At 71.2% G+C, this 19681-nt stretch carries 22 protein-coding genes; 11 read left to right on the forward strand and 11 right to left on the reverse strand.

What is annotated here, in order from left to right:
* Position 1: 1 nt before the first annotated feature.
* The 5 genes from Q1A98_RS03020 to Q1A98_RS03040 form a co-directional block, all read right to left on the reverse strand.
* The gene (locus tag Q1A98_RS03020; RefSeq protein WP_299569762.1) at positions 2 to 508 is read right to left on the reverse strand and encodes a hypothetical protein; all 507 of its coding nucleotides are present in this window, start codon (positions 506 to 508) and stop codon (positions 2 to 4) included.
* A gap of 58 nt (positions 509 to 566) precedes the next feature.
* The gene (locus tag Q1A98_RS03025) at positions 567 to 2096 is read right to left on the reverse strand and encodes an HNH endonuclease signature motif containing protein (protein WP_299569764.1); all 1530 of its coding nucleotides are present in this window, start codon (positions 2094 to 2096) and stop codon (positions 567 to 569) included.
* A 91-nt stretch (positions 2097 to 2187) separates the two neighbouring features.
* On the reverse strand, positions 2188 to 2937 hold the full coding sequence (locus Q1A98_RS03030; RefSeq protein ID WP_299570523.1) for a VOC family protein: 750 nt from the start codon (positions 2935 to 2937) through the stop codon (positions 2188 to 2190).
* A gap of 11 nt (positions 2938 to 2948) precedes the next feature.
* Positions 2949 to 3764: a maleylpyruvate isomerase family mycothiol-dependent enzyme gene (locus Q1A98_RS03035; protein WP_299569765.1), complete on the reverse strand. Its 816-nt coding sequence runs from the start codon at positions 3762 to 3764 to the stop codon at positions 2949 to 2951.
* A gap of 5 nt (positions 3765 to 3769) precedes the next feature.
* The gene (locus Q1A98_RS03040) at positions 3770 to 4711 is read right to left on the reverse strand and encodes a TIGR03560 family F420-dependent LLM class oxidoreductase (protein ID WP_299569767.1); all 942 of its coding nucleotides are present in this window, start codon (positions 4709 to 4711) and stop codon (positions 3770 to 3772) included.
* Between the two features lie 56 nt (positions 4712 to 4767).
* Here Q1A98_RS03040 and Q1A98_RS03045 point away from each other — a divergent pair, with 56 nt between their 5' ends.
* From Q1A98_RS03045 to Q1A98_RS03060, 4 genes are all read left to right on the forward strand, one after another.
* Entirely contained in the window at positions 4768 to 5607 is an 840-nt protein-coding gene (locus Q1A98_RS03045; protein WP_299570525.1) for a S49 family peptidase, read from the forward strand.
* A gap of 284 nt (positions 5608 to 5891) precedes the next feature.
* Positions 5892 to 6854 carry a DUF4328 domain-containing protein gene (locus Q1A98_RS03050; RefSeq protein WP_299569769.1) on the forward strand — a complete coding sequence of 321 codons (963 nt, stop codon included), beginning with the start codon at positions 5892 to 5894 and terminating at the stop codon, positions 6852 to 6854.
* The gene (locus Q1A98_RS03055) at positions 6851 to 7648 is read left to right on the forward strand and encodes a glycerophosphodiester phosphodiesterase (RefSeq protein ID WP_299569771.1); all 798 of its coding nucleotides are present in this window, start codon (positions 6851 to 6853) and stop codon (positions 7646 to 7648) included. Before Q1A98_RS03050 ends, Q1A98_RS03055 begins: the two co-directional genes overlap by 4 nt.
* Before the next feature lie 58 nt (positions 7649 to 7706).
* Positions 7707 to 8630 carry a DUF5926 family protein gene (locus Q1A98_RS03060; protein ID WP_299569773.1) on the forward strand — a complete coding sequence of 308 codons (924 nt, stop codon included), beginning with the start codon at positions 7707 to 7709 and terminating at the stop codon, positions 8628 to 8630.
* Between the two features lie 21 nt (positions 8631 to 8651).
* Here Q1A98_RS03060 and Q1A98_RS03065 read toward each other — a convergent pair whose 3' ends face one another.
* The 3 genes from Q1A98_RS03065 to Q1A98_RS03075 form a co-directional block, all read right to left on the reverse strand.
* Entirely contained in the window at positions 8652 to 9563 is a 912-nt protein-coding gene (locus Q1A98_RS03065; RefSeq protein ID WP_366943328.1) for an LCP family protein, read from the reverse strand.
* A 455-nt stretch (positions 9564 to 10018) separates the two neighbouring features.
* Entirely contained in the window at positions 10019 to 10834 is an 816-nt protein-coding gene (locus Q1A98_RS03070; protein ID WP_299569774.1) for a CPBP family intramembrane glutamic endopeptidase, read from the reverse strand.
* A 10-nt stretch (positions 10835 to 10844) separates the two neighbouring features.
* On the reverse strand, positions 10845 to 11591 hold the full coding sequence (locus Q1A98_RS03075) for a DUF2470 domain-containing protein (protein ID WP_299569776.1): 747 nt from the start codon (positions 11589 to 11591) through the stop codon (positions 10845 to 10847).
* A 91-nt stretch (positions 11592 to 11682) separates the two neighbouring features.
* Here Q1A98_RS03075 and pheA point away from each other — a divergent pair, with 91 nt between their 5' ends.
* Both pheA and Q1A98_RS03085 read left to right on the forward strand, forming a co-directional pair.
* Positions 11683 to 12609 (forward strand): prephenate dehydratase, encoded by a 927-nt coding sequence (pheA, locus tag Q1A98_RS03080; protein ID WP_299569778.1) that lies wholly within the window; start codon positions 11683 to 11685, stop codon positions 12607 to 12609.
* Positions 12609 to 13265, forward strand: coding sequence for a histidine phosphatase family protein (locus Q1A98_RS03085; protein WP_299569780.1), 657 nt, complete (start codon positions 12609 to 12611; stop codon positions 13263 to 13265). Before pheA ends, Q1A98_RS03085 begins: the two co-directional genes overlap by 1 nt.
* A gap of 6 nt (positions 13266 to 13271) precedes the next feature.
* Here Q1A98_RS03085 and Q1A98_RS03090 read toward each other — a convergent pair whose 3' ends face one another.
* A complete protein-coding gene (locus Q1A98_RS03090) occupies positions 13272 to 13622 on the reverse strand; it encodes a metallopeptidase family protein (protein WP_299569782.1) in 351 nt (116 codons plus the stop codon).
* A gap of 13 nt (positions 13623 to 13635) precedes the next feature.
* On the reverse strand, positions 13636 to 15033 hold the full coding sequence (locus tag Q1A98_RS03095; RefSeq protein ID WP_299569783.1) for a septum formation family protein: 1398 nt from the start codon (positions 15031 to 15033) through the stop codon (positions 13636 to 13638).
* Between the two features lie 140 nt (positions 15034 to 15173).
* Between Q1A98_RS03095 and Q1A98_RS03100 the strand changes: the two genes are divergently transcribed.
* From Q1A98_RS03100 to Q1A98_RS03120, 5 genes are all read left to right on the forward strand, one after another.
* Complete coding sequence (locus Q1A98_RS03100; RefSeq protein WP_253653396.1) at positions 15174 to 15377, forward strand: CsbD family protein; 204 nt, start codon at positions 15174 to 15176, stop codon at positions 15375 to 15377.
* Positions 15378 to 15465: 88 nt separating this feature from the next.
* Positions 15466 to 15747 carry a DUF1049 domain-containing protein gene (locus Q1A98_RS03105; protein ID WP_299569784.1) on the forward strand — a complete coding sequence of 94 codons (282 nt, stop codon included), beginning with the start codon at positions 15466 to 15468 and terminating at the stop codon, positions 15745 to 15747.
* Positions 15748 to 15758: 11 nt separating this feature from the next.
* Positions 15759 to 16559 carry a hypothetical protein gene (locus Q1A98_RS03110; RefSeq protein WP_299569786.1) on the forward strand — a complete coding sequence of 267 codons (801 nt, stop codon included), beginning with the start codon at positions 15759 to 15761 and terminating at the stop codon, positions 16557 to 16559.
* Positions 16560 to 16612: 53 nt separating this feature from the next.
* A complete protein-coding gene (gene serS / locus Q1A98_RS03115) occupies positions 16613 to 17869 on the forward strand; it encodes a serine--tRNA ligase (protein ID WP_299569788.1) in 1257 nt (418 codons plus the stop codon).
* Positions 17870 to 17918: 49 nt separating this feature from the next.
* On the forward strand, positions 17919 to 18827 hold the full coding sequence (locus Q1A98_RS03120) for a hypothetical protein (RefSeq protein ID WP_299570529.1): 909 nt from the start codon (positions 17919 to 17921) through the stop codon (positions 18825 to 18827).
* 1 nt (position 18828) lies between these two features.
* Here the strand turns inward: Q1A98_RS03120 and Q1A98_RS03125 are convergent, their stop codons facing one another.
* The gene (locus tag Q1A98_RS03125) at positions 18829 to 19650 is read right to left on the reverse strand and encodes a helix-turn-helix domain-containing protein (RefSeq protein ID WP_299569790.1); all 822 of its coding nucleotides are present in this window, start codon (positions 19648 to 19650) and stop codon (positions 18829 to 18831) included.
* Positions 19651 to 19681 lie beyond the last annotated feature (31 nt).

The raw sequence follows: 19681 nt of genomic DNA on the forward strand, positions 1-19681 counted from the left end.
GTCACGGCGCGACAACGACCCCGACGGCGGGGACGACCGTGTCCCGCACGGATCCAACCCGGAACGCGACAGGACCACTGCCGGTGGCGATGTCGACAGATGACCCGGGTGCAGCGGAGTCGGGGATGCCCGCCTGCCCCGACCGACCCGTTGCCAGGTTGACCCACGAGATGGACGCACCCTTCGTGTATCCGAGACAGAGCGTGCGGGTGAACGCATTGCACATCGGGTCCGCGAACACCCGCGTGTGTCCTGCGGCTGCGGGTGCGGTCGAGAAGGTCTCGACACTGAAGGGCCACGGGTCGCCGGTGACCACGAACTGCGTGACGGGGAGCGGGCGGGGAACCGGAGCAGCCACGGCCGCACCCGCCCCCACGACGGCCGCGGCCGTACCGAGGACACCGGCTGATGCGGCGATCACTGCTCGCTGGACGGTGACGTGCATGCGGATTCCCTTCGTGAGCGTCTCGCCGACGGCGACACTGCCGTCTCCCCGAGGGCGTCGCACGGCGCCGATCGTTCGTTACCCGAGATCACCTGTTGTCGAGCGATCGCTCGACAGTGACTCAGCCCGACATCGGTGCGCGGTAGTCGATGACGCGGATGATCACCGGTTCGGGTTCGGGCCGTGGTGTGGGTTGTGCCGTGTTGTGGTCGGCGAGGATGAGTTCGAGTCGGTGCTCGATGTCGGACCAGTCGGGGTTCGGTGGTGCGGTGTCGTCGAGGATGCGGTCGGGACGGTGGAGGTGGTTGGTGCGCGGTGGGTCGGTGGTGCCGTTGGCGACCCAGCCGTATTTCCCGCGGTCGGGGCCGTCGGTGATCTTCACCGTCTGCCAGCCGCCGGGCCGGTCGTGGACGGCCCGGTTGTGCGGGCCGCACGCCGGCGCGAGGTCGGTGATGTCGGTGTTCCCACCGGTGGCCCAGTCTTGTTCGGCGTGGTGGGCCTCGGTGTGGGAGAACGGGCGTGGGCAGCCGGGCTTGGAGCAGCCCCCGTATTCGGCGAAGGTGACGAACCTCTGCGACTCCGACGCCAGCCGCTTGGCGCGCCCGAAGTACAGCGGTTCGCCGGTGTGGTCGTCGAACACCGACAGGTACATCTGCGCCTGCGCGGCGAGCTTGATGATCTCCGACATGGGCAGGTCGGTGCCGGTGGTGGTGTGTCCGATCCCGGCCCGGTCGCGCAACTGGGCTTCGGTGATCGAGACGACGATGTGCGGCGGCAGTCCGCGATGCGACGCCCCGTACAGTCCGCCGTCGGCGGCTGCCTTGAGCAGCGCGTGGAAGGCGTCGTGGTTGCGTTGGGCCTGCGTCCGACAATCGCGCTGCGCGGCCTCCCGCAACGCCTCCTGATCGACGCCGTCGTCATCGGCACCGCCGCGGGGGGACGCCTCGTCGTCGGGATTGTTCATGCCCGGCTTGGCCCACGCCGCGAGGAGCACCTCGAACAACGCCCGAGTCGTCGGATCGAGGGTGCCCATCAGTTTCGACATGCCCAGCGTGTCCTGCGAACCCAGCGACACACTCCGATTCCGCGCCCGGTCGCGCTCATCGGGGAGGTCCCCGTCGGGGTCGAGGTGCTGCAAGATTCGCGCCCCGGCCCGGGTGATGTCCCGCGGCGAATGATGGCGTGCAATCTCGGCGAGCTGTTCCTCGGCCAGATCCCGCACCTCCAGAGGCGTCGCCGCAGGCACCTTCGCCAGCACATCGAGCACCGCATCGACATGCTCATGGGTGAGGTCGCCGTCGGCCATCGCGTCCGCGGTCTCCGGGCACCGCGGAGGGAGCTTTTCGCCGGTCATCGAATGCATCTCGGTCAACTGAGTCACCTGCCGCAACCTTCTGCGCGGGTTCGCGATCCGCAGCCGTTGCGCCACGAACTCATCGAGCTTCGAGCACTGCACGGCCCGGTACGCCTCGCGATCCGACACGTCCAGGATGCGCTGCAGCCCCATCGAACCCATCCGACGAACAGCATGCTCGTGGGTGATCGCCACCTCCGCGACCTCAGCCTCAGAACACGCATCCGAGGTCCGCTCGGCGATCCGATCCAACAGGGCATGCAACTCGGCGTAGCCCTCGATCAGACTGTCGCTCACGATGCACCTCCCCGGCGCGCTACTGTACGTCCATACTAGAACACATGTTCGATAAGCGCAGTGGTACGAACAGATGAACCTCGCCGGGGGCTCAGTCGCCGTCGGGGAGGCGTCCTGTCCTGGGGTTGCGGGCCGTGATGCAGTACGGCCGGCCGGTGGGGTCGGCCATCACGGTCCACGTGTCGTGGTGGGACACCACCTCGGCGCCCCAGTCCTCGTGGCGGGACACCTCGTCGGCGGGGTGCGTGCTGGCGAGGTCGACGTGGGCTCCAGCTGACCCGGACGTCATGCGCTGCAGCAGGATTCGGATGGGCATCGAGTCGGGGTGGCGCAGCGCTCGGAACTCCGGGCGGGATGCGCCCTCGAGTTCCCACCCGGTCAGCCGGGTGAAGAAGGTGCACTCCTCGTCGAATCGGCGGTGGGGGATGTCGACGCAGAGCTGGTCGATGATGCTGATGGTGTCGCCCGGCCACCGGATCGGTCGCGATCGCTCGTGTTCGCCGTTCCAAGGGACCACGCAGAACGTGAACCCCGCGGGCGACTGCATCTCGATCCCGTCGGGTGTCTCGTCGGTGCGACGGGCGCCGAGTGCCTCCGCCACCGCTGCAGCTTCGTGGACGTCGTCGACGTGGATGTCGAGATGCACTCCGCCGACGCCGGTCTCGATCCGCTGCACGCGCAGGTGCGGGTCACCGGTGAACGGTTCGAGCGACGCGAATTGTCGACGGTCTCCCCTCGGCGGCGACACCGTGCTCCCGGCGATCGCCCGCCAGAAGGTGACCTCGTCACCGAAGTCGTCGGCGGGGAAGTCGAACACCGCGCTCAACCAGCGGATCTCGATCGGCCCGGCGGTCACATGCGCACCCGGTGCCGAGTCCGCCAGCGGTGCAGTGTCTCCGGGTCCCCGTCGACGGTGACCTCCTCGCCCCGGTTCCACAGCCCGAGATAGAGCTGCGCAGCGGTCCCGCTCCACCGCGCGTCGACATCGCGGTCGCCCTGTCCGGGTGTGACGGTCAAGGCGTCCTCGGCGACGGACAGCGTCCACGCGCTGTCGGTGTCGTCGGCGACCACGGCGATGGTCAGCGGAGTCCCGTCCCACAGTTTCGATCTCCCACGGGGCGCAAAGCGCACGAGGAGTTCGTCGAGACCGTCGAGCGCGAACTCCGGTGTCAGCACGTCACCGAGCGCTGCGGTCACCTCACCCGCCGTGGGAACCGATCCTCGCGCGACGGCCATCGCGTCCACCGCGTGCACGACGGTCTCGTGCGCCTGGCGACGGTGCCAGAACTCCAGCGGGGTCCGGCCGGTGTCCATGAACACCCACGCGTCGAGGCCGGTGGGTGCCTCTCGGAGCGCGGTGACGAGTGCGTCGGCACCGTCGAGCATCCACGCCGGCAGATCGGGGACGCGCACGCGGGCCAGGACGGCGGCCTCGTCGGCGAACGGTGCCTCACCGCCGACGATCTGGGCCCGCGCCCACCGGTGGACCATCCCGAGGTGTGCGGTCAGGTGTCGCACCGACCAGTCGGGGCACGTCGGGACGGCGGCACCGGACTCGGCGACCAGCACGGCGGCGAACACGGTGCGGGCGGCGACCTCGATCGCCGTTCGGAACTGCTCCGGCGAGACCGTCTGTGCGGCCGAGGGTGTGGACGTGAGGTCGGACACGGCGATCAGTCTGGCACGGGACCGTCGAGCCGGGGGAGCACCTCGGCGGCGACGAGATCGAGGTGGTCGAGATCGGTGAGATCGAGCGTCTGGAAGTACACCCGCGACACCCCCGACTCGGCGAAACGACCGATGGTGTCGACGATCTGCTCCGGGCTCCCCGCGAAACCCGTCGCCCGCACCTCGTCGACGTCACGTCCGATCGCCTCGGCGCGGCGGGCCACCTCGGCGTCGTCACGACCACACACCAGGACGTGCGCCGCGGACAGCCGGAGCGGCGTCGAGCGGTCGGCGGCCTCGGCTGCCTCGACCACCCTTGTGATCACCGGTGCGGCGTCGTCGGGGGTGAGGAACGGGGTGTTGAACTCGGAGGCGTAGCGGGCGGCGAGGGCCGGAGTCCGCTTCTTGCCGCCGCCACCGATGATGATCGGCGGGCCGGGGTGCTGTGCGGGCTTGGGCAGCGCGGGGGAGTCGGACACCTGGAAGTGCGCACCGTCGAACGCGAATCGGTCGCCCTCGGGCGTCGACCACAGGCCGGTGACGACGGCCAGGTACTCCTCGAGCTTGTCGAACCGCTCACCCAGCGGCGGGAACGGGATCGCGTAGGCGGCGTGCTCGGCCTCGAACCATCCGGCGCCGATGCCGAACTCGACCCGGCCACCGGACATCGCGTCGACACCGGCCACCGCGATCGCCGTCGGACCGGGCAGGCGGAACGTGGCGGAGGTGACGAGCGTGCCCAGGCGGACACGGCTGGTCTCGCGCGCCAGACCGGCCAGCGTGATCCATGCGTCCGAGGGCCCGGGCCCGCCGTCGCCACTCATGGCGAGGTAGTGATCGGAGCGGAAGAAGCCGGTGAACCCGCCGTCCTCGGTGGCCCGGGCGACCCGCAGCAGGTCGTCGTAGGTGGCACCCTGCTGCGGCTCGGTGAAAATGCACGTCTCCATGGCCCCAGCATCCCCCTACAGTGGGCGCGGTGACCACACCACGCCCGCGCGGAGCCGTGCACCGCGCGATCGCCCGACTCACCGGCAGCGGACCCGACCGTGTCGCGGTCGTACGTCTCGAGGGACACATCGGGACCGTGGGCCTCGGTCGGGGCGGTCTCACCGCGGACGGGGTGGAGAAGACCCTCGAGCGCGCGTTCACCGGCGACCGCCTGAAGGCCGTCGTGCTGGTGATCAACTCGCCCGGTGGTTCGCCCGCGCAGTCGGAGTACATCGCCGAACGCATCCGGCAGCTCGCGTCCGAGAACGGCGTCCGGGTCCTCGCGTTCTGCGAGGACGTCGCCGCGTCGGGTGGGTACTGGATCGCCTGCGCGGCCGACGAGATCTTCGCCGCGCGCACCTCGGTGGTCGGGTCCATCGGCGTCGTGACCGCCGGTTTCGGCGCCGTCGAGCTGCTCGAGCGTGTCGGCCTGGAACGGCGCATCCACACCGCGGGCAGCAACAAGGCCCGTCTCGACACCTTCCGGCCGGAGGAGTCCGAGGACGTCGCATGGCTGGAGGGTCTCCAGGGCGACCTGCACGAGGCGTTCATCGGATGGGTCCGTCAGCGACGCGGCGCGAAGCTGCGGGCCGACGACGCCGAGCTCTTCTCCGGCGACGTGTGGGTGGGTCGTCGTGCGGTCGACGTCGGTCTCGCCGATGCGGTCGGGGTGATGCGGTCGGTGATCGCCGAGCGCTACCCCGATGCCGACATCGACGTGATCACGCCGCCCAAGCCCCTCCTGGCCCGGCTCGCCGGAGGCGGGGTGGAGATGTCGTCGGCCGTCGACGCGGCGGTCACCGGCACCCTCGACGCGGTCGCCCGGCGGGCCCGCTGGATGTCGTTCGGCAGCTGATGCAGGGGTGTGAACAACCCGTTCTGGCGTTGTGAACCATCCACAGGTCGAGTCGGACATGCAGGCACGGGGCCCAGAGAACCACCCTCAACCTGTGGATGAGGCTGTGGAAACTGTGGACAACAGGGCCGTTTGACGGTCTGTTCGTGACCCAGGCCACTCGCCTGGTCACGGATTGGTAACAGCGAACGGCGCGGTCGGACGCGGCGCCACGCACGGCGGTCGTGACACGATGGGGATGTGGGCAGCACGACGGGGAACGCCGAGCGGATCGGCGGACGGGCGTGATCGACTTCTGCCCGCGGTGTCGGATCCAGGCGCCCCACGATGCCCGCCGCACCGGGTGTCCGCGCTGCGGCGGCCCGCTCTCCGTCCTGCCGAGCGTCGCGCACATCCCGCCCCGCACAGCCCCGCCTGCACCACCCCGGCCTGCGCCCCGCCCCCCTCGGCGACCCGCGTCACCGCGTCGGTGGCGGTGGGTCGCCCGTCGCCCTCCGGAGGCGCTCCCGGGCCCGCCGCCCCGACGCGCGCCGACCCGCGGTCCGACGCCCCGCTACACCCGCAATCCCGGCTGGGGTCTCGTCGACGTCGTCGTCCCGCCGGACAAGCCTGTCCGCACCCGCGCGGAGCGTGCCGCGGACTCGATGCAACCCGCCCTGCTGACGCTGGGCACGACGCTGTTCGTCGCGGCCGTGTCGCAGGCGTGGATCTACGGACTGCTCGTGGCCAACCGCGACCACCCGATCGGGCGCGCGACGGCGACGTGGGCGTACGCGATCGCACAGGCCGTCGGGTGGGTCTCGGTCGCCGGGTTCGTGGTCTGCCTCGTCACCTTCTGGGCGTGGACGGTCGCCCACCGCGCCCGCGCCTACCGGTCCATCGACCGTGTCGACCCGCGCCCGCGATGGCAGCTCGCCGTCGGGTGCCTGCCGCTGGTGAACATCGTCGCCGCCCCCGTATTCCTGCACGAGCTCGTGCGGTGTGGGCACCATCTGCCCGCCGACCGGGTCACGCCGATCCTGCGCGGATGGTGGGCCGCATGGGCGGGCCTCAACCTGCTCGCGATCGTCACGCTTGCCATCCGGCTCGGCGCCGACTCCATCCAGTGGTCCGCGAACGCGGTCCTGCTGACGATGCTCACCGATCTCGCCGGATCCGCCTTCGCCATCGGCACGGCGTGGCTGCTCTACCGCACCTTCGACCCGAGCGCGGACCGTGCACCGACCACGCGTTGGCTCGCCGCATGACGCCCGGCCGCCGGCCCCAGCGCCCGGCCGTCGTCGCCCATCGCGGTGCCTCGGCCGAACGGCCCGAGCACACGATCGCCGCGTACGAACTCGCGATCGCCCAGGGCGCCGAGGGCCTCGAGTGCGACGTCCGGCTCACCAGCGATCACCAGCTCGTCTGCGTCCACGACCGCACCGTCGACCGCACGTCGTCGGGGTCGGGTGTCGTGAGCGAGATGTCGCTGGCCGAGCTGCGTGAGCTCGACTTCGGCAGCTGGCACGCGTGGGGTCGCCCGCAGTCGGTGCTGACGCTGACCGAACTGCTCACCCTCGCGCTGGATCACGACGCCCCCGTGCGGCTGTTCATCGAGACCAAACACCCCGTGCGCTATGGGGGTCTCGTCGAACAGTTGCTGCTGGCCGAGCTCCACCGCTTCGGGGTCGCATCACCGCCGTCGGCGGATCACAGTCGGGCCGCGGTCATCTCGTTCTCCGCCGGCGCGGTGTGGCGGATCCGCCGCAATGCACCGATGCTCCCCACGATCCTGCTCGGGGACACCGCCCGCATCCTCGGCGGGAGCGCGGCGACAGCTGTCGGGGCGACGGGCATCGGGCCGTCGATCATGACGTTGCGCGACCATCCGGAGGCGGTGGACCGTGCCGCGGCGTCGGGGCGAGCGACCTACTGCTGGACCGTCGACGAGTACGCCGACGTCGCCCACTGCGCGCGGATCGGGGTCGACTTCCTCGCCACCAACCACCCCGCGCGGATCCGGCAGTGGCTCGAGCCGACGCGTCGGGGCCGGGGCGCCTGATCGTCCGACCCTCGGCCGGGCGTCGAGCGACCGCGACCGGCGTACTAGCGTTCGTCGGATGGCGAAGAAGAGCAAGCGGGGCAGCGGCCCGCGGCCGGGCAGCAATCGGGCGGAGCGGGTCGCCGCGCGCAAGGCGCGTCAGGCGGCCGCCGCGGCCGGTCCGGTCCGTCCGTTCGAGGGATTGGCGGCCGAGTGTGACCTGGTGGCGCTGCGGGCCTTCGTCGCGTCGGCCACCATCGCGGTGACGCCGCAGGGTGCGGGCGTGGGCGGGAACGCGGTCTCACTGGCGACGATCCTCCCCGGCGCGGTGCAGGCCCTCACCCGAGAGTCGGCCGACGGCGGCGTCGAAGGGCTCGTGGGGTTGCAGACGGAGTTCGAGCCCGCCGACGTGACCGCGGAGCTCGCAGGTGCGCTGCTGTGGGCGTCGTCGGCCGAGTCCGGTGCGCCGTACGAGCCCGTCGCCGACGACGACGCGCCCGACCTGGTCGAGGTTCTCGGTGCCGACACCACGCTCGACGTGACCCTGCACGAGGACTTCGGCTGGTGGTTCTCCGACCAGCAGGACGTCTCGCCCGACATCGCCGCGATGGTCGAGCAGGCGTCCGAGTCGATCCTGCCGACCGCTCGGATCAGCGGGGATCTCGTCGGCGCGCCGTGGTGGGTCGACGCCGGCGAGCGCGCCCACGTCCGGTGGGTTCGGCCCGAGTCCGAGGACGACCTGATGACCGCGCTCGCACGGCTGCACGCCGACGAGAAGCTCACGCTCGGTGAGGGTTCTCGGTTCGCGGGCTCGTTCCGCACCCACGGGCTGCTGGTGCCGGTGTTCGACCTCGACAACGAGATGCACCCCGACGAGTGGATCGAGCCGTGCGCCCGCTTCGAGGCGGACCTCTCCGAGGCGCTGTCGCAGACCGGCGATCTCACCGCGGCGCAACGTCGTTCGCGCGACGGCATCCGCGGCCGCCAGGTCACGCTGCGCTGAGTCGGCGGGCGCGGTGGCCTGTCAGCCGATGACGCTGCCGGTGTCCTGGAGGAGATCCGCGGGGATCGACTTGTCGGCGGCCAGCAGTCCGAAGAACTGGGTCGTGTTGTCGCCCACCGCGAGTGCGTCGCCGTCGGCGGTGTTCTCGGGTCCGCCGGTCGGCACCGTCGTCGTGATGGGCCCGCCGCGCAACGCCCATCCGAGCCGGGCGATGTCCCAGATGTGGGTGCCCTGGTCGACGGTCAGTGTGCTCACCGCGCCGTTCGCGAAGGGGAAGAGCCGGAAGGGATTCAGCAGCGTCGACGGTGACGCCGCCTTCGCCATCAGAGCGCTGAGGAACTTGCGTTGGTTGACCACGCGCTGCAGGTCGGCGTTGGGGAACGCGCGGGTGCGGACCAGACCGAGGGCCTGCTGACCGTTCAGGTCCTGGCAGCCCGCGCGCAGGTTCAATCCCGCCTTGGGGTCGCGCAGGGGCTGATCGATGCAGATGTTCACGCCGCCGACCGAGTCGACGAGGGAGTCGAACCCGCCGAATCCGATCTCGGCGTAGTGGTCGATGCGGATCCCGCTCACCGTCTCGACGGTCTGGATCAGCAGGGGCGCCTGCCCGAAACTGAAGGCCGCGTTGATCTTGTGGTCGCCATAGCCCGGCACCGGCACGAAGAGATCGCGGGGGATGCTGATGAGCATCGCCTTCCCGTTCTCCGGGATGTGCACCAGCATGATCGTGTCGGTGCGCGCGCCCGCGCTGTCGCCGGTGGCGAGTTGGTCCTTCTGTTCGGCCGAGAGTCCCTCCCGTGAGTCCGAGCCGACGAGGATCCAGTTGGTGCCCGGTGTGTCGGCGGGACGCCCCGCGTACGAGGGCATCGCGTCGACCCGGTTCAGCTTCGAGTCGTAGTAGAAGGTCGCGGCGACCGCTCCGAGGACGAGCACCAGAACCAGGATCAGCAGGCTGCGGAGGATCGGCGGACGCCGTCGACGACGAGTGCGACGCGGTGCGGGCGGTGGCGGCTCCCCCCGGGGGTCGCGCGTCGGCCTCCGCGGAGGAGGAGGGGGCGGCGCACCGCCGGACCGCGATCGGCGCAGCTCGTCGAGCCGCGGGTCGGGACGGAACCCGCCGGCCGCGGGTCCCGGTGCGCGACCGGGCTGACGAGGGGGAGGTGAGGGTGGACGTCGGGGTGGTGGCGGCGGTGATCCCGACCGGTAGGGCTGCGGCGTCTGCGGCGGCGCGTACCCCGGCACCCCGGGTCGCTCGGACGGACCGCGAGCACCCGGTCCCGCGGGGCCCTCGGGCCGCCGGGGGCGCCGGATGAAGGGCCCGTCCTGCTCGCTCACGGATCAGACTGTACGGAGAGTTGCTGATGGTCCGGCTCGGAACACCCCGCGCGTCAGCCCAGCCAGCCCAGACGATCCTTCAGCAGCGCGTAGCCGACGAAGGCGATCGTGTCGATCAGTGCGTGTCCGACGACCAGCGGCCACGTGCGCGACGTCAGTTGGTGGAACCGGCCGTAGACCAGGCCCATCGCCACGTTGCCGACGCCACCGCCGAAGCCCTGGTAGAGGTGATAGGACCCGCGCAGCAGCGCCGATGCCAGCAGCGATCGCCCCTCGCCCCATCCGAGCTGCCGCAGCCGGGTGATCAGGTAGGCGACGACGAGGAACTCCTCGGCCGCTGCGTTCCCGATCGCCGAGACGACGAGCATCGGCAGTCGCCACCACGTCTCGGTCAGGTCGCTCGGCAGCACCTCGGCGTTCAGGCCCAGCTCGCGGGCCACCACGTACAGGCCCAGGCCGGGGATCCCGATGACCGCGGCGAGCCCGACACCCCAGGCCAGGTCCCGGCCGGACGGCGCTCGGGTGACGCCGACCCGGGACAGTCGCACGCCGCTGCGGTACAGCAGGTAGATCGCCAGCGCGGCGATCGCGAACAGCCGTGTGGCCGAGAGCAGCTGGCGGGCGAGATCGATCCAGTCGACCGACGACGCAGACGCGTTCAGCGCGACCGTCGTGCGCCCGATGCCGCCGGAGCGCACCTCGGCCTCGATCAGCGACAGGATCGACGACGCCGCAGACAACCCGAACGTCATCACCACGACGATCGTCAGCTCGACCCCGATGACGCGTCGCTGTGTGCGGTCGGTGACGACGGCGATGTCGGCCGGTCGCGTCGGCGCCAGGACCGCGCGGAGACCGGGTGACTTCACCCGGCCGACATTAGCCGTGCGGGAACGGGCACCCGGCGAGCGCGCGCAACGCCCGCGACAGCTCCATCACGTCGTCGACCGGCCGCGGGAACGACAGGCGCGTGTCGACGTCGCCCTGGCTTAGTTCGACGCGGAACCGGATGCCGTAGCGATCGATGCCGAGCGGGCGGACCCGTCCCGTCCGCAGGTCGGCCGGCAGTCGGCGGGTGAGGGCGACGACGACGTCGGAGTGCTCGGAGTCGAGGTGGGCGATCCAGTCCGGCTCGTGCTCCCAGAACGGATCGGGCGTCGCGCGTGCGAGCTCGCTCGCGTCGACCGCGGCGGCCCCGGCCGACGTCGCGATCACCGCGCCGCCGACGACGAGCCGCGCCAGCGAGAACCCGTGACCGAGGTCGAGGAGATCGTCGGCGGGGTGCTCGCTCGCGATCTCGATCGCCAGCTCCCGCTCGAGGTCGCCGGGTACCGGGTGGAGCACGCCGTTGAGCCAGACCAGGGCCCGGACCGGCTCACGCACCTCGATCGGGGCGCAGTCGGTGACCTCGATCATCGCGGTCACCCCGTCGGGGTCTTCGGCCAGCGCGTCGGCGGCAGCACTGCGGGACGGGATGAGGACGAACGCCTGCTCGTCGAAGAGATGGACCATCGACACCGGTGTCGGGTCGCCGCCCTCCACCGCGACGACCGCGGTCTGCACGTGCATGCAGGCGGTCCGGATGGACTCGGCGTCGGTCGGCTTGTCCGTCAGGGCCTGGGTCATCGGTGTCCTCGTCTCACTCAACGCTGCTTCAGGTAAGGCTAACCTAAGCGACATCGCGGCGGTCGACAACCGGTGAACTACGCTGAACCCCGTGCCCGCAGTCGCGTATTTCGGTCCCGCCGGGACGTTCACCGAGATGGCACTCGACCGCCTCCTGGCCGACGTGGTGCCGGGCGTCGCCGGGCTCGACGTCCCCGCCGACGCCGACCGCATCGCGGAGGCGAGCCCGCGCGCCGTGATCGAGGCCGTGCGCTCCGGCGCCGTCGATCACGGGTGCGTGCCGATGGAGAGTTCCGTCGAGGGCGCGGTCCCCGCGACCATGGACGCCCTCGCGGCCGGCGCGCCCGTTCAGATCGTCGCCGAGGTCGTCATCGACATCGCCTTCACCGTCGCCGCGCGCGAGGCGACCGAGCCCGACGCCGTCACCACGATCGCCGCCTATCCGGTCGCCGCCGGCCAGACGAGGGAGTCCATCGAGCGACTGTTCCCGTCGGCCTCGGTGGTCCCCGCGTCGTCGAACGCGGCGGCGGCGACCGACGTCGCCGCCGGTAAGGCCGACGCTGCGCTCACCACTCCGATCGCCGCGCAGACCAACGGTCTGGTCGCGCTCGCCGAGGGCGTCGCCGACGCCGCGGACGCGACGACGCGCTTCGTGCTGCTGTCGCGTCCCGTGCCCGTGCCGGCCCGCACCGGCGACGACCGGACGTCGGTGATCATAGACCTCCCGAACGTCCCGGGCTCCCTGATGCGGGCGATGCGCGAGTTCGCCGACCGCGAGATCGACCTGACGCGCATCGAGTCCCGTCCCCGGCGGACCGCGCGGGGCTACTACTTCTTCCTCGACGCCGTCGGACACATCGACGACGCTCCGATGGCCCAGGCGCTCGCGGGTCTGCACGCGCACGCCGGGGTGTCGTTCCTCGGGTCGTGGCCGGCCGATCGCGGCAACGGCGAGCCGCCGCCCGACACGCGGGCGTCGCTCGCGTGGGTCGAGGGCCTCCGCGAGGGGAAGCGCTGATGGTCAGCCTCCACCTCATCCGGCACGGCCAGACGACGTCGAACGTCATGGCCCGCCTCGACACCCGACCGCCGGGTGCGGGCCTCACCGATTTCGGTGCGCGACAGGCGGTCCGGTTCGGTCTGCTCAACCCCGACGTCCACCCCGCCGCGCTGTACAGCTCGGTCGCGCGACGCGCCCGAGAGACCGCGCAGTTGATCGGCAGCGTGTGGGGCGTCCAGGCGCAGACCGTCGAGGGGATCCACGAGGTGCAGGTCGGTTCGATGGAGGACCGCAACGACGACCGCTCGGTGCGGGCGTTCCGTGACCTCATCGCCGACTGGTTCGACGGCTACACCGACCGCCGCGTCGGCGACAGCGAGTCCCTCGACGACGTCTTCGCCCGCTACCTCCCGGCGATCGAGAGCCTGGCCGAGCGTCACCTCGACGGCCCCGACGCGGCTGGCGACGTCTACGTGGTCAGCCACGGCGCCGCGATACGACTCGTCGCGGCTCACCTCGGCGACGTCGACCGCGGATTCGCCCACGACAACGGGCTGCCGAACACCGCGTCGGTCGAACTGGCGCGCGTCGACGGCGGATGGCGGTGCGTGCACTGGGGCGGGGTCGACCCGGTTCGACCCACCGCCGCGGCGTCCGTCGACCCCATGGGCTGAGCGGTCTCAGCCCCACCCGTGGGCGTGCAACCAGTCGTCGCTGATGCCGAAATGGTGGGCGATCTCGTGCACGACGGTGATCGCCACCTCCTGCACGACCTCGTCGCGGTCGGCGCACATGGCCAGCAACGGCTCGCGGTAGATCGTGATGGTGTCGGGCACGGCGAACCCGTACGAGCTGTCGCGGTGGGTGAGCGCGATGCCCTCGTAGAGCCCGAGCAGACCCGGCTCGTCGGGGTTGTGCGGTTCGACGAGGACCACGACGTTGCTCATCGCGTCGGTCAGCTCCGACGGGATGGAGTCCAGGGCGTCGCCGACGAGTCCCTCGAACTCCGACTCGGACATCCTCACCGGCATCGGCTCGTCCCCGTCACCCGATGGGTGCCGGGACCTCGGTCGGGTTCGGCGAGATGCCCTGCGGCAGAGGCACCGGCGTGGGGTTCAGGCGGCCCGGCGGCTCCGACGGCGGCGGTGTCGGCACCCGGCCGTTGATCAGCAGGTTGCCCTTCGCGCTGCCGACCAGGGTCGCGAAACCACCGCGGTCGGGCAGGCCGACATAGCAGACCACCGACCGGCTGCCGGCGTCCCAGCTGGCCTTCGACAGCGTCGACCACTGCACGTTCAGGGTGCTGTCGGTGAACTTCTGCCGGCCGCCGAGATAGGTGTCGGTGAGCTGGGGGCAGGTCCCCGCGAGGAACCGGTCCTGCGCCGCGGTGTCCGGCCACGGGCGACCGGTGCCCGGCGCACCGAACTGCTGACCGAGACCCACGACCGCGGTGACCTCGAAGGCGTGCTGCTCGGCGCAGGACACCGGATCGGTGGGCTGGCGGGTCTGCAGGTCGATGCCGATGCACGTGCCCGCGGGCCACTGCAGAGACTGGTCCTGGTCGGCGACGCGGCCGAGGAAGCCGACTGCCGCGCCGGTCGAGTCGGTGAGCTGCAGGCCGCAGCGCAGGGTGCGCTCGCCGGCGTCCCACTGCCGCTTCGAGGGGAAGAGCATCCCGACCGAGAAGCGGCCGTCGGGGTCGAATCGCCCCTGCAGGTAGGCGTTCACCTGACCGGGGCAGAACTCCTCCCGCAGCGCGCTGAACTGGGCGGTGGTCGGCCACGGAGCGTTCTCGCCGAACGCCGCCGACGTCGGCGCGACCGAGGACGACGGTCCCGCCGAGGACGGCGCGGCCGATGTCGTCCGGGGAGTGGTCGAGGCCGTGGCACCGGACGGCGCAGCGCTCGACGGCACCGCAGAGGACGGCGCGGCAGACGACTGGGCCGCCGACGACTGCGCCGCGTCGAACTGCGCGACGGTGATGGTCGACGCGTCGACGACGCCCGCGACCTCGAAGTAGTGCTCGCCGCCGCACCCGATCGCCTGGGGTCGTCCCGGGTTGTTCGCAGGCCACGTCAGGCACGTGCCCGGCCCCGACCGGTTGAACGCGTTCGACTCCGGGCCGCGCTGCTCGTCGCCGATCTGTGACGTGGCGATCGTCCCGCCGTCGGAGAAGCCGCCCACGGCCGCGACGATCGCCGCTGCGGCGAGTGCGCCCAGGACCACCGCCCCCAGCACGGTCCGCAACGGGTGCGATCGCAGCCAGCCCAGTCCGCGCGGTGCCCTCGCACCCGCGGCGACGGTGTCGCCGGGTCGGGGGTCGGTCGCGACCGGCTCGGTCGGCTCGGCGTCGGGTGAGGTGTCGAGGCCTTCGGTCGCCGCGTCCTCCGCGTCGTCGTGGGGGATCGGACGCGTCTCGTCGTCATCGTTCTCGGTGGACATCGCGCACCATCATGCCTGCCACCGCGGGTGACGCAGATCACGCATGTCGCACGTGCAATCGGCGCATGCGTGCCCGACTACACCTGCGCAACCGATCCGGTCCACAAGGGCGCCGGACGACACGAATGAAGGAGCGAGCAATGAGCTTCGTCGACAAGGCCAAGGAAGCCGCCTCGGACGCGCTGGACAAGGCCCAGAACGCCGCCACCGACGCCGTCGGCAAGGCCAAGGAGGTCGTCGGTGACGCGACCGACAACAAGGACCTGAAGGCCGAAGGCAAGAAGGACCAGGGCGAGGCCGGCATCAAGAAGGCCGGACAGAACATCAAGGACGCCCTGAGCTGACGCTCACGGTGACACGGCCGGGCGCGACCCTCACCGGCACCGCAGCCCGGCCGTGCCACCACCCACCACCACCCGAGAGGACATCGTCATGACCGACACCATCACCCCCCGCCACGCTTCCGACACCACCCCGACCACCCGCCGCCGCAAGGGCAGCGCGACCGCCAAGTTCGCCGCCCTCGTGCTCGTGGTCGTCATCGCAGCGGTCGTGACGTTCGTCCTGCAGAACACCGAGCGACTGCGCCTGTCGTTCATCGCCTGGGACTTCAGCATCAACACCGGCTACGCGCTCCTCGGCGGCGTCGCGGTGGGCATCGTGTTCACCCTGCTGGTGACCGCGGCGCTGAAGCTCCGCAGCGCGGTGAAGTGACGCACTGACTCATGACGACGCTCTCCGACACCGAACTCCTCGGCATCCTGCACCGGGCGACGGGACTCATCGCCCCCGTGCTCGACGTCCTCGCCGACAGTGATCCGTTCGACGGATCCGGCGACAAGCCCGAGGGGACGGGTCGGGGAGCGTCGTCGTCGGCGGACTCGTCCTTCCCCGACAAGGCCGTGAACGCCGCCGCCAACTCCCTCGCGTGGGCGACCAACGCCGCCGCCGCGCCGGGGACCCCGAAGTGGGCGACCATGTCCGTCGCCGAGCGCGACGACTGGTGGGTCACCCGCGTCGGGTCCATCACGAACATCCTCGTCGCCTACCCAGGAGTCCTCGGCGCCGTCGCCGACCGCCTGCCCATCCAGGACGTACTCGGGTTCACCCAGCAGTCATTCGTACTCTGCGCCATCGCCCGCGTCCACGGCGTCGACGATCGCCGCGAGCAGGCACGCATGATCGCCGAGGTGCTGTGCGGACGGACCATCGACCCGTCCGTCGCGCGCGCCGACTCGGCGACCCTCGACGATGCCGTCCCCGACGACATCCCCGACGCAGAGCGCGATGTCGCCGCCGGCCGGCCCTGGTCGGCCCGCGACGTCGTCAAGCGTGTGTGGGCCACCGCCAAACTCCTGCGCGCCGTCGTCGGCGAGATCAAGCATCGGCCCGCCCCGAAGCGGATCTGGCGCACGCTGTCGAAGGTGCCCGTCGTCGGTGCTGCTGCCGACTACGTCGGCGAGCGATCCGCGCTGCGGGAAGCCGCGGACTCCGCTTCCCGGTGGCTCGAGGCCGGCGCCGCCTAGACCCGCCTGCCACGGCGCCGGTCACAGGTACCGGGGTCAGTAAGGTGTGCGGCGTGATCGACCTGAAACTCCTCCGGGACGACCCCGATCGTGTCCGAGCCTCGCAGCGCAAGCGCGGTGAGGATCCTTCTCTGGTCGACACCCTCCTCTCCGCCGACGAGACGCGACGGGCCGCGATCGTCGAGGCGGACACCCTGCGCTCGGAGCAGAAGTCCCTCGGCAAGCGCGTCGGGAAGGCCGCGCCCGAGGAGAAGCAGGCTCTCCTCGACGAGGGCAAACAGCTCGCCGAGCGCGTGAAGGCCGCTGTGGCCGCACAGTCCGAGGCCGAGGCCGCGGTCACCTCCGCGCACCGCGCGATCGGGAACGTGGTCGCGCCGGAGGCACCCGCCGGCGGCGAGGACGACTTCGTGGTCCTGGAACATGTCGGAACCCCCACGGAGATCGAGAACCCGCGCGACCACCTCGAGCTGGGTGAGAGCCTCGGTCTGCTCGACATGGAACGCGGCGCAAAAGTCTCCGGGTCGCGGTTCTACTTCCTCACCGGCAACGGTGCGCTGCTGCAGCTCGCGCTGTTGCAACTCGCCACCCGACTGGCCGTCGCGAACGGCTTCACCATGATGATCCCGCCGGTGCTGGTGCGCCCGGATGTCATGGAGGGCACCGGGTTCCTCGGTGCCCACGCCGACGAGATCTACCACCTCGACGACGACGACCTGTACCTCGTCGGCACCTCCGAGGTGCCGATGGCCGGCTACCACATGAACGAGATCATCGACCTCGCCGACGGACCGAAGCGGTACGCCGGGTGGTCGAGCTGTTTCCGCCGCGAGGCCGGCAGTTACGGCAAGGACACCCGCGGCATCATCCGCGTGCACCAGTTCGACAAGGTCGAGGGCTTCGTCTGGTGTCGGCCGGAGGACGCCGAGGCCGAACACCAGCGGCTGCTGGGGTGGCAGAAGGAGATGCTCGCCGCCATCGACGTGCCCTACCGCGTGATCGACACCGCCGCCGGTGATCTCGGGTCGTCGGCGGCGCGCAAGTTCGACTGCGAGGCATGGGTTCCGACCCAGGGCACCTACCGCGAGCTGACGTCGACGTCGAACTGCACCACGTTCCAGGCGCGCCGGTTGTCGGTGCGCTACCGCGACGAGAACGGCAAGCCGCAGACCGCCGCGACGCTGAACGGCACCCTCGCGACGACCCGCTGGATCGTCGCGATCCTCGAGAACCACCAGCAGCCCGACGGGACCGTGCGGCTGCCGCGGGCGCTCGCCGAACTCGTCGGCACCGAGGTCCTCACGCCGCGCTGAGCGCGTTCTGTGCCGATGTGGACCGGGCGTTTGGGATGATCGCCCGGTGATGATCGCCGGCATCCTCGCGGCCCTGTTCGCCAGCGTCGCCTACGGGGTGTCGTCGGTGCTGCAGGCGCTGGCCGCCCGGCGCTCACACGAGGAGGCCCTCGCGCGCGGTGACACCGGGTTGTCCACCGCGACCGGCGGACCCACGCTGCGGTCGACGATCGCCGCGATGCTGTCGGTCCTGTTCATCGTCGGCACCGTGCTCGACGTCCTCGGGTTCGTCGGCGGCGCGGTGTCCGCGCGGCTCACGCCGCTGTTCCTGTCGCAGACGATCATCAGCGCGAACCTGGTCATCACGGCGATCCTCGGGATCGTCGTGCTGAACATCCGGCTGCACGTGCGGGATTGGGTCGCCATCGCCACGGTGATCGCCGCGCTGTGCGCCCTCGGCGTCTCGGCGAAGGAGAACCCCCGCGAGACCGAGTCGATGCTGTTCCACTGGGTGGTGCTCGCCGCCACCGTGGCCCTGGTGGTTCTGTCGGTGGCGATCGTGCGGTGGCTCGGGTCGAGGGCGGCGATCGCTGCCGGTCTCGCCGCGGGCGCCCTGTTCGGTGCGGTCGCGATCTCCGTCCGCATCCTCGACGGCCTCGATCCGTTCTCGCTCTCCGCGCTCTTCGCCGACCCCGCGCTGTACGCCCTCGCCGTCGCCGGTGGCGGCGGCTTCTACCTGCACACGGTTGCGCTGCAGTTGGGCTCGGTGAACGGTGCGACCGCCGCGCTGGTGGTGGGCGAGACGGTGGTACCGGGGGTGATCGGCGTGCTGTTCCTCGGCGACCAGACCGTCCGCGGCCTCGCATGGCTCGCGGTTCTCGGGTTCGTCGCGGCGGTCGTCGGCGCGGTCACCGTCGCGTGGTCCGGCGCGGTGGAGGCGTCGGCGCAGTCCGAGCAGTCGGAGCCGGCGCCGGCCTGAGTCACGCGCCGGGACGGGACCGCCCGGCCTCCCGGGTCGCGCTCGGCGTCTCACCGATGACCGCGCGGTAGCGACGTGTGAGATGCGCGTGGTCGGCGAAGCCGAGATCGGCGGCGAGACCGGCGAGGTCGGTCTCGGGCTCGAGGTACAGCCGGGTCGCCGCGGTCTGCATCCGGCGACACTCGATGAGCTGCTTCGGCGTGAAGCCGGTGTGGCGACGGACGATCCGTTCGACCGTGCGCGGCGAGGCGTGGACGGCCTCGGCCAAGGCCGCGGCGGCGAGGATGTCGGTGCGGTTCTCGGCGAGATCGGTCGCGCGGTTGGCCAGCCGACCGGCTTCGTCGACCCGATCGGCCAGCGGCGTCAGCCAGTCGAGGAGGAGTGTGGAGAGCGCGTCGCGGCTCCCGCCGTCGCGCATCTCGTCGGCGAGCGCATCCGCCGGACCGGTGGAGAACACGACGTCCACACCGAGGAGTTCGCTCGCGGTCAGGTCGGTGAGCAGGGGCGTCGCGGCGGGCCGGAACAGCACGCCCACAGCCCATCCCACGCCGTGGAGCGTGCGCGTGCTGACCTTCGGCGTCGGCCCGTAGAGGCCGGTGTGGTGAGGCCCGTCGACCTGCGGTCCGGCCTCGGTCACGACGTTGACCGCCGGGTAGTTCAACACCCGCTGGACGAGTGGGCGTGGGACGTCCCACCGCACCACCCACACGTTGCGGACGAGCTCGGGCAGCCCGAGGTCGAAGCGGTCGAACACGACGTGGGGTGACCCGGGGTTGAGGTGGCCGCGCGAGGCGACCGCGTGGCGGATCTCGGACGGGCCCATCGTCGGGTCAGTCTGTCGCAGATGTTCAAGA

It is taken from the genome of uncultured Williamsia sp., assembly GCF_947494875.1.
Lineage (GTDB): Bacteria > Actinomycetota > Actinomycetes > Mycobacteriales > Mycobacteriaceae > Williamsia_A.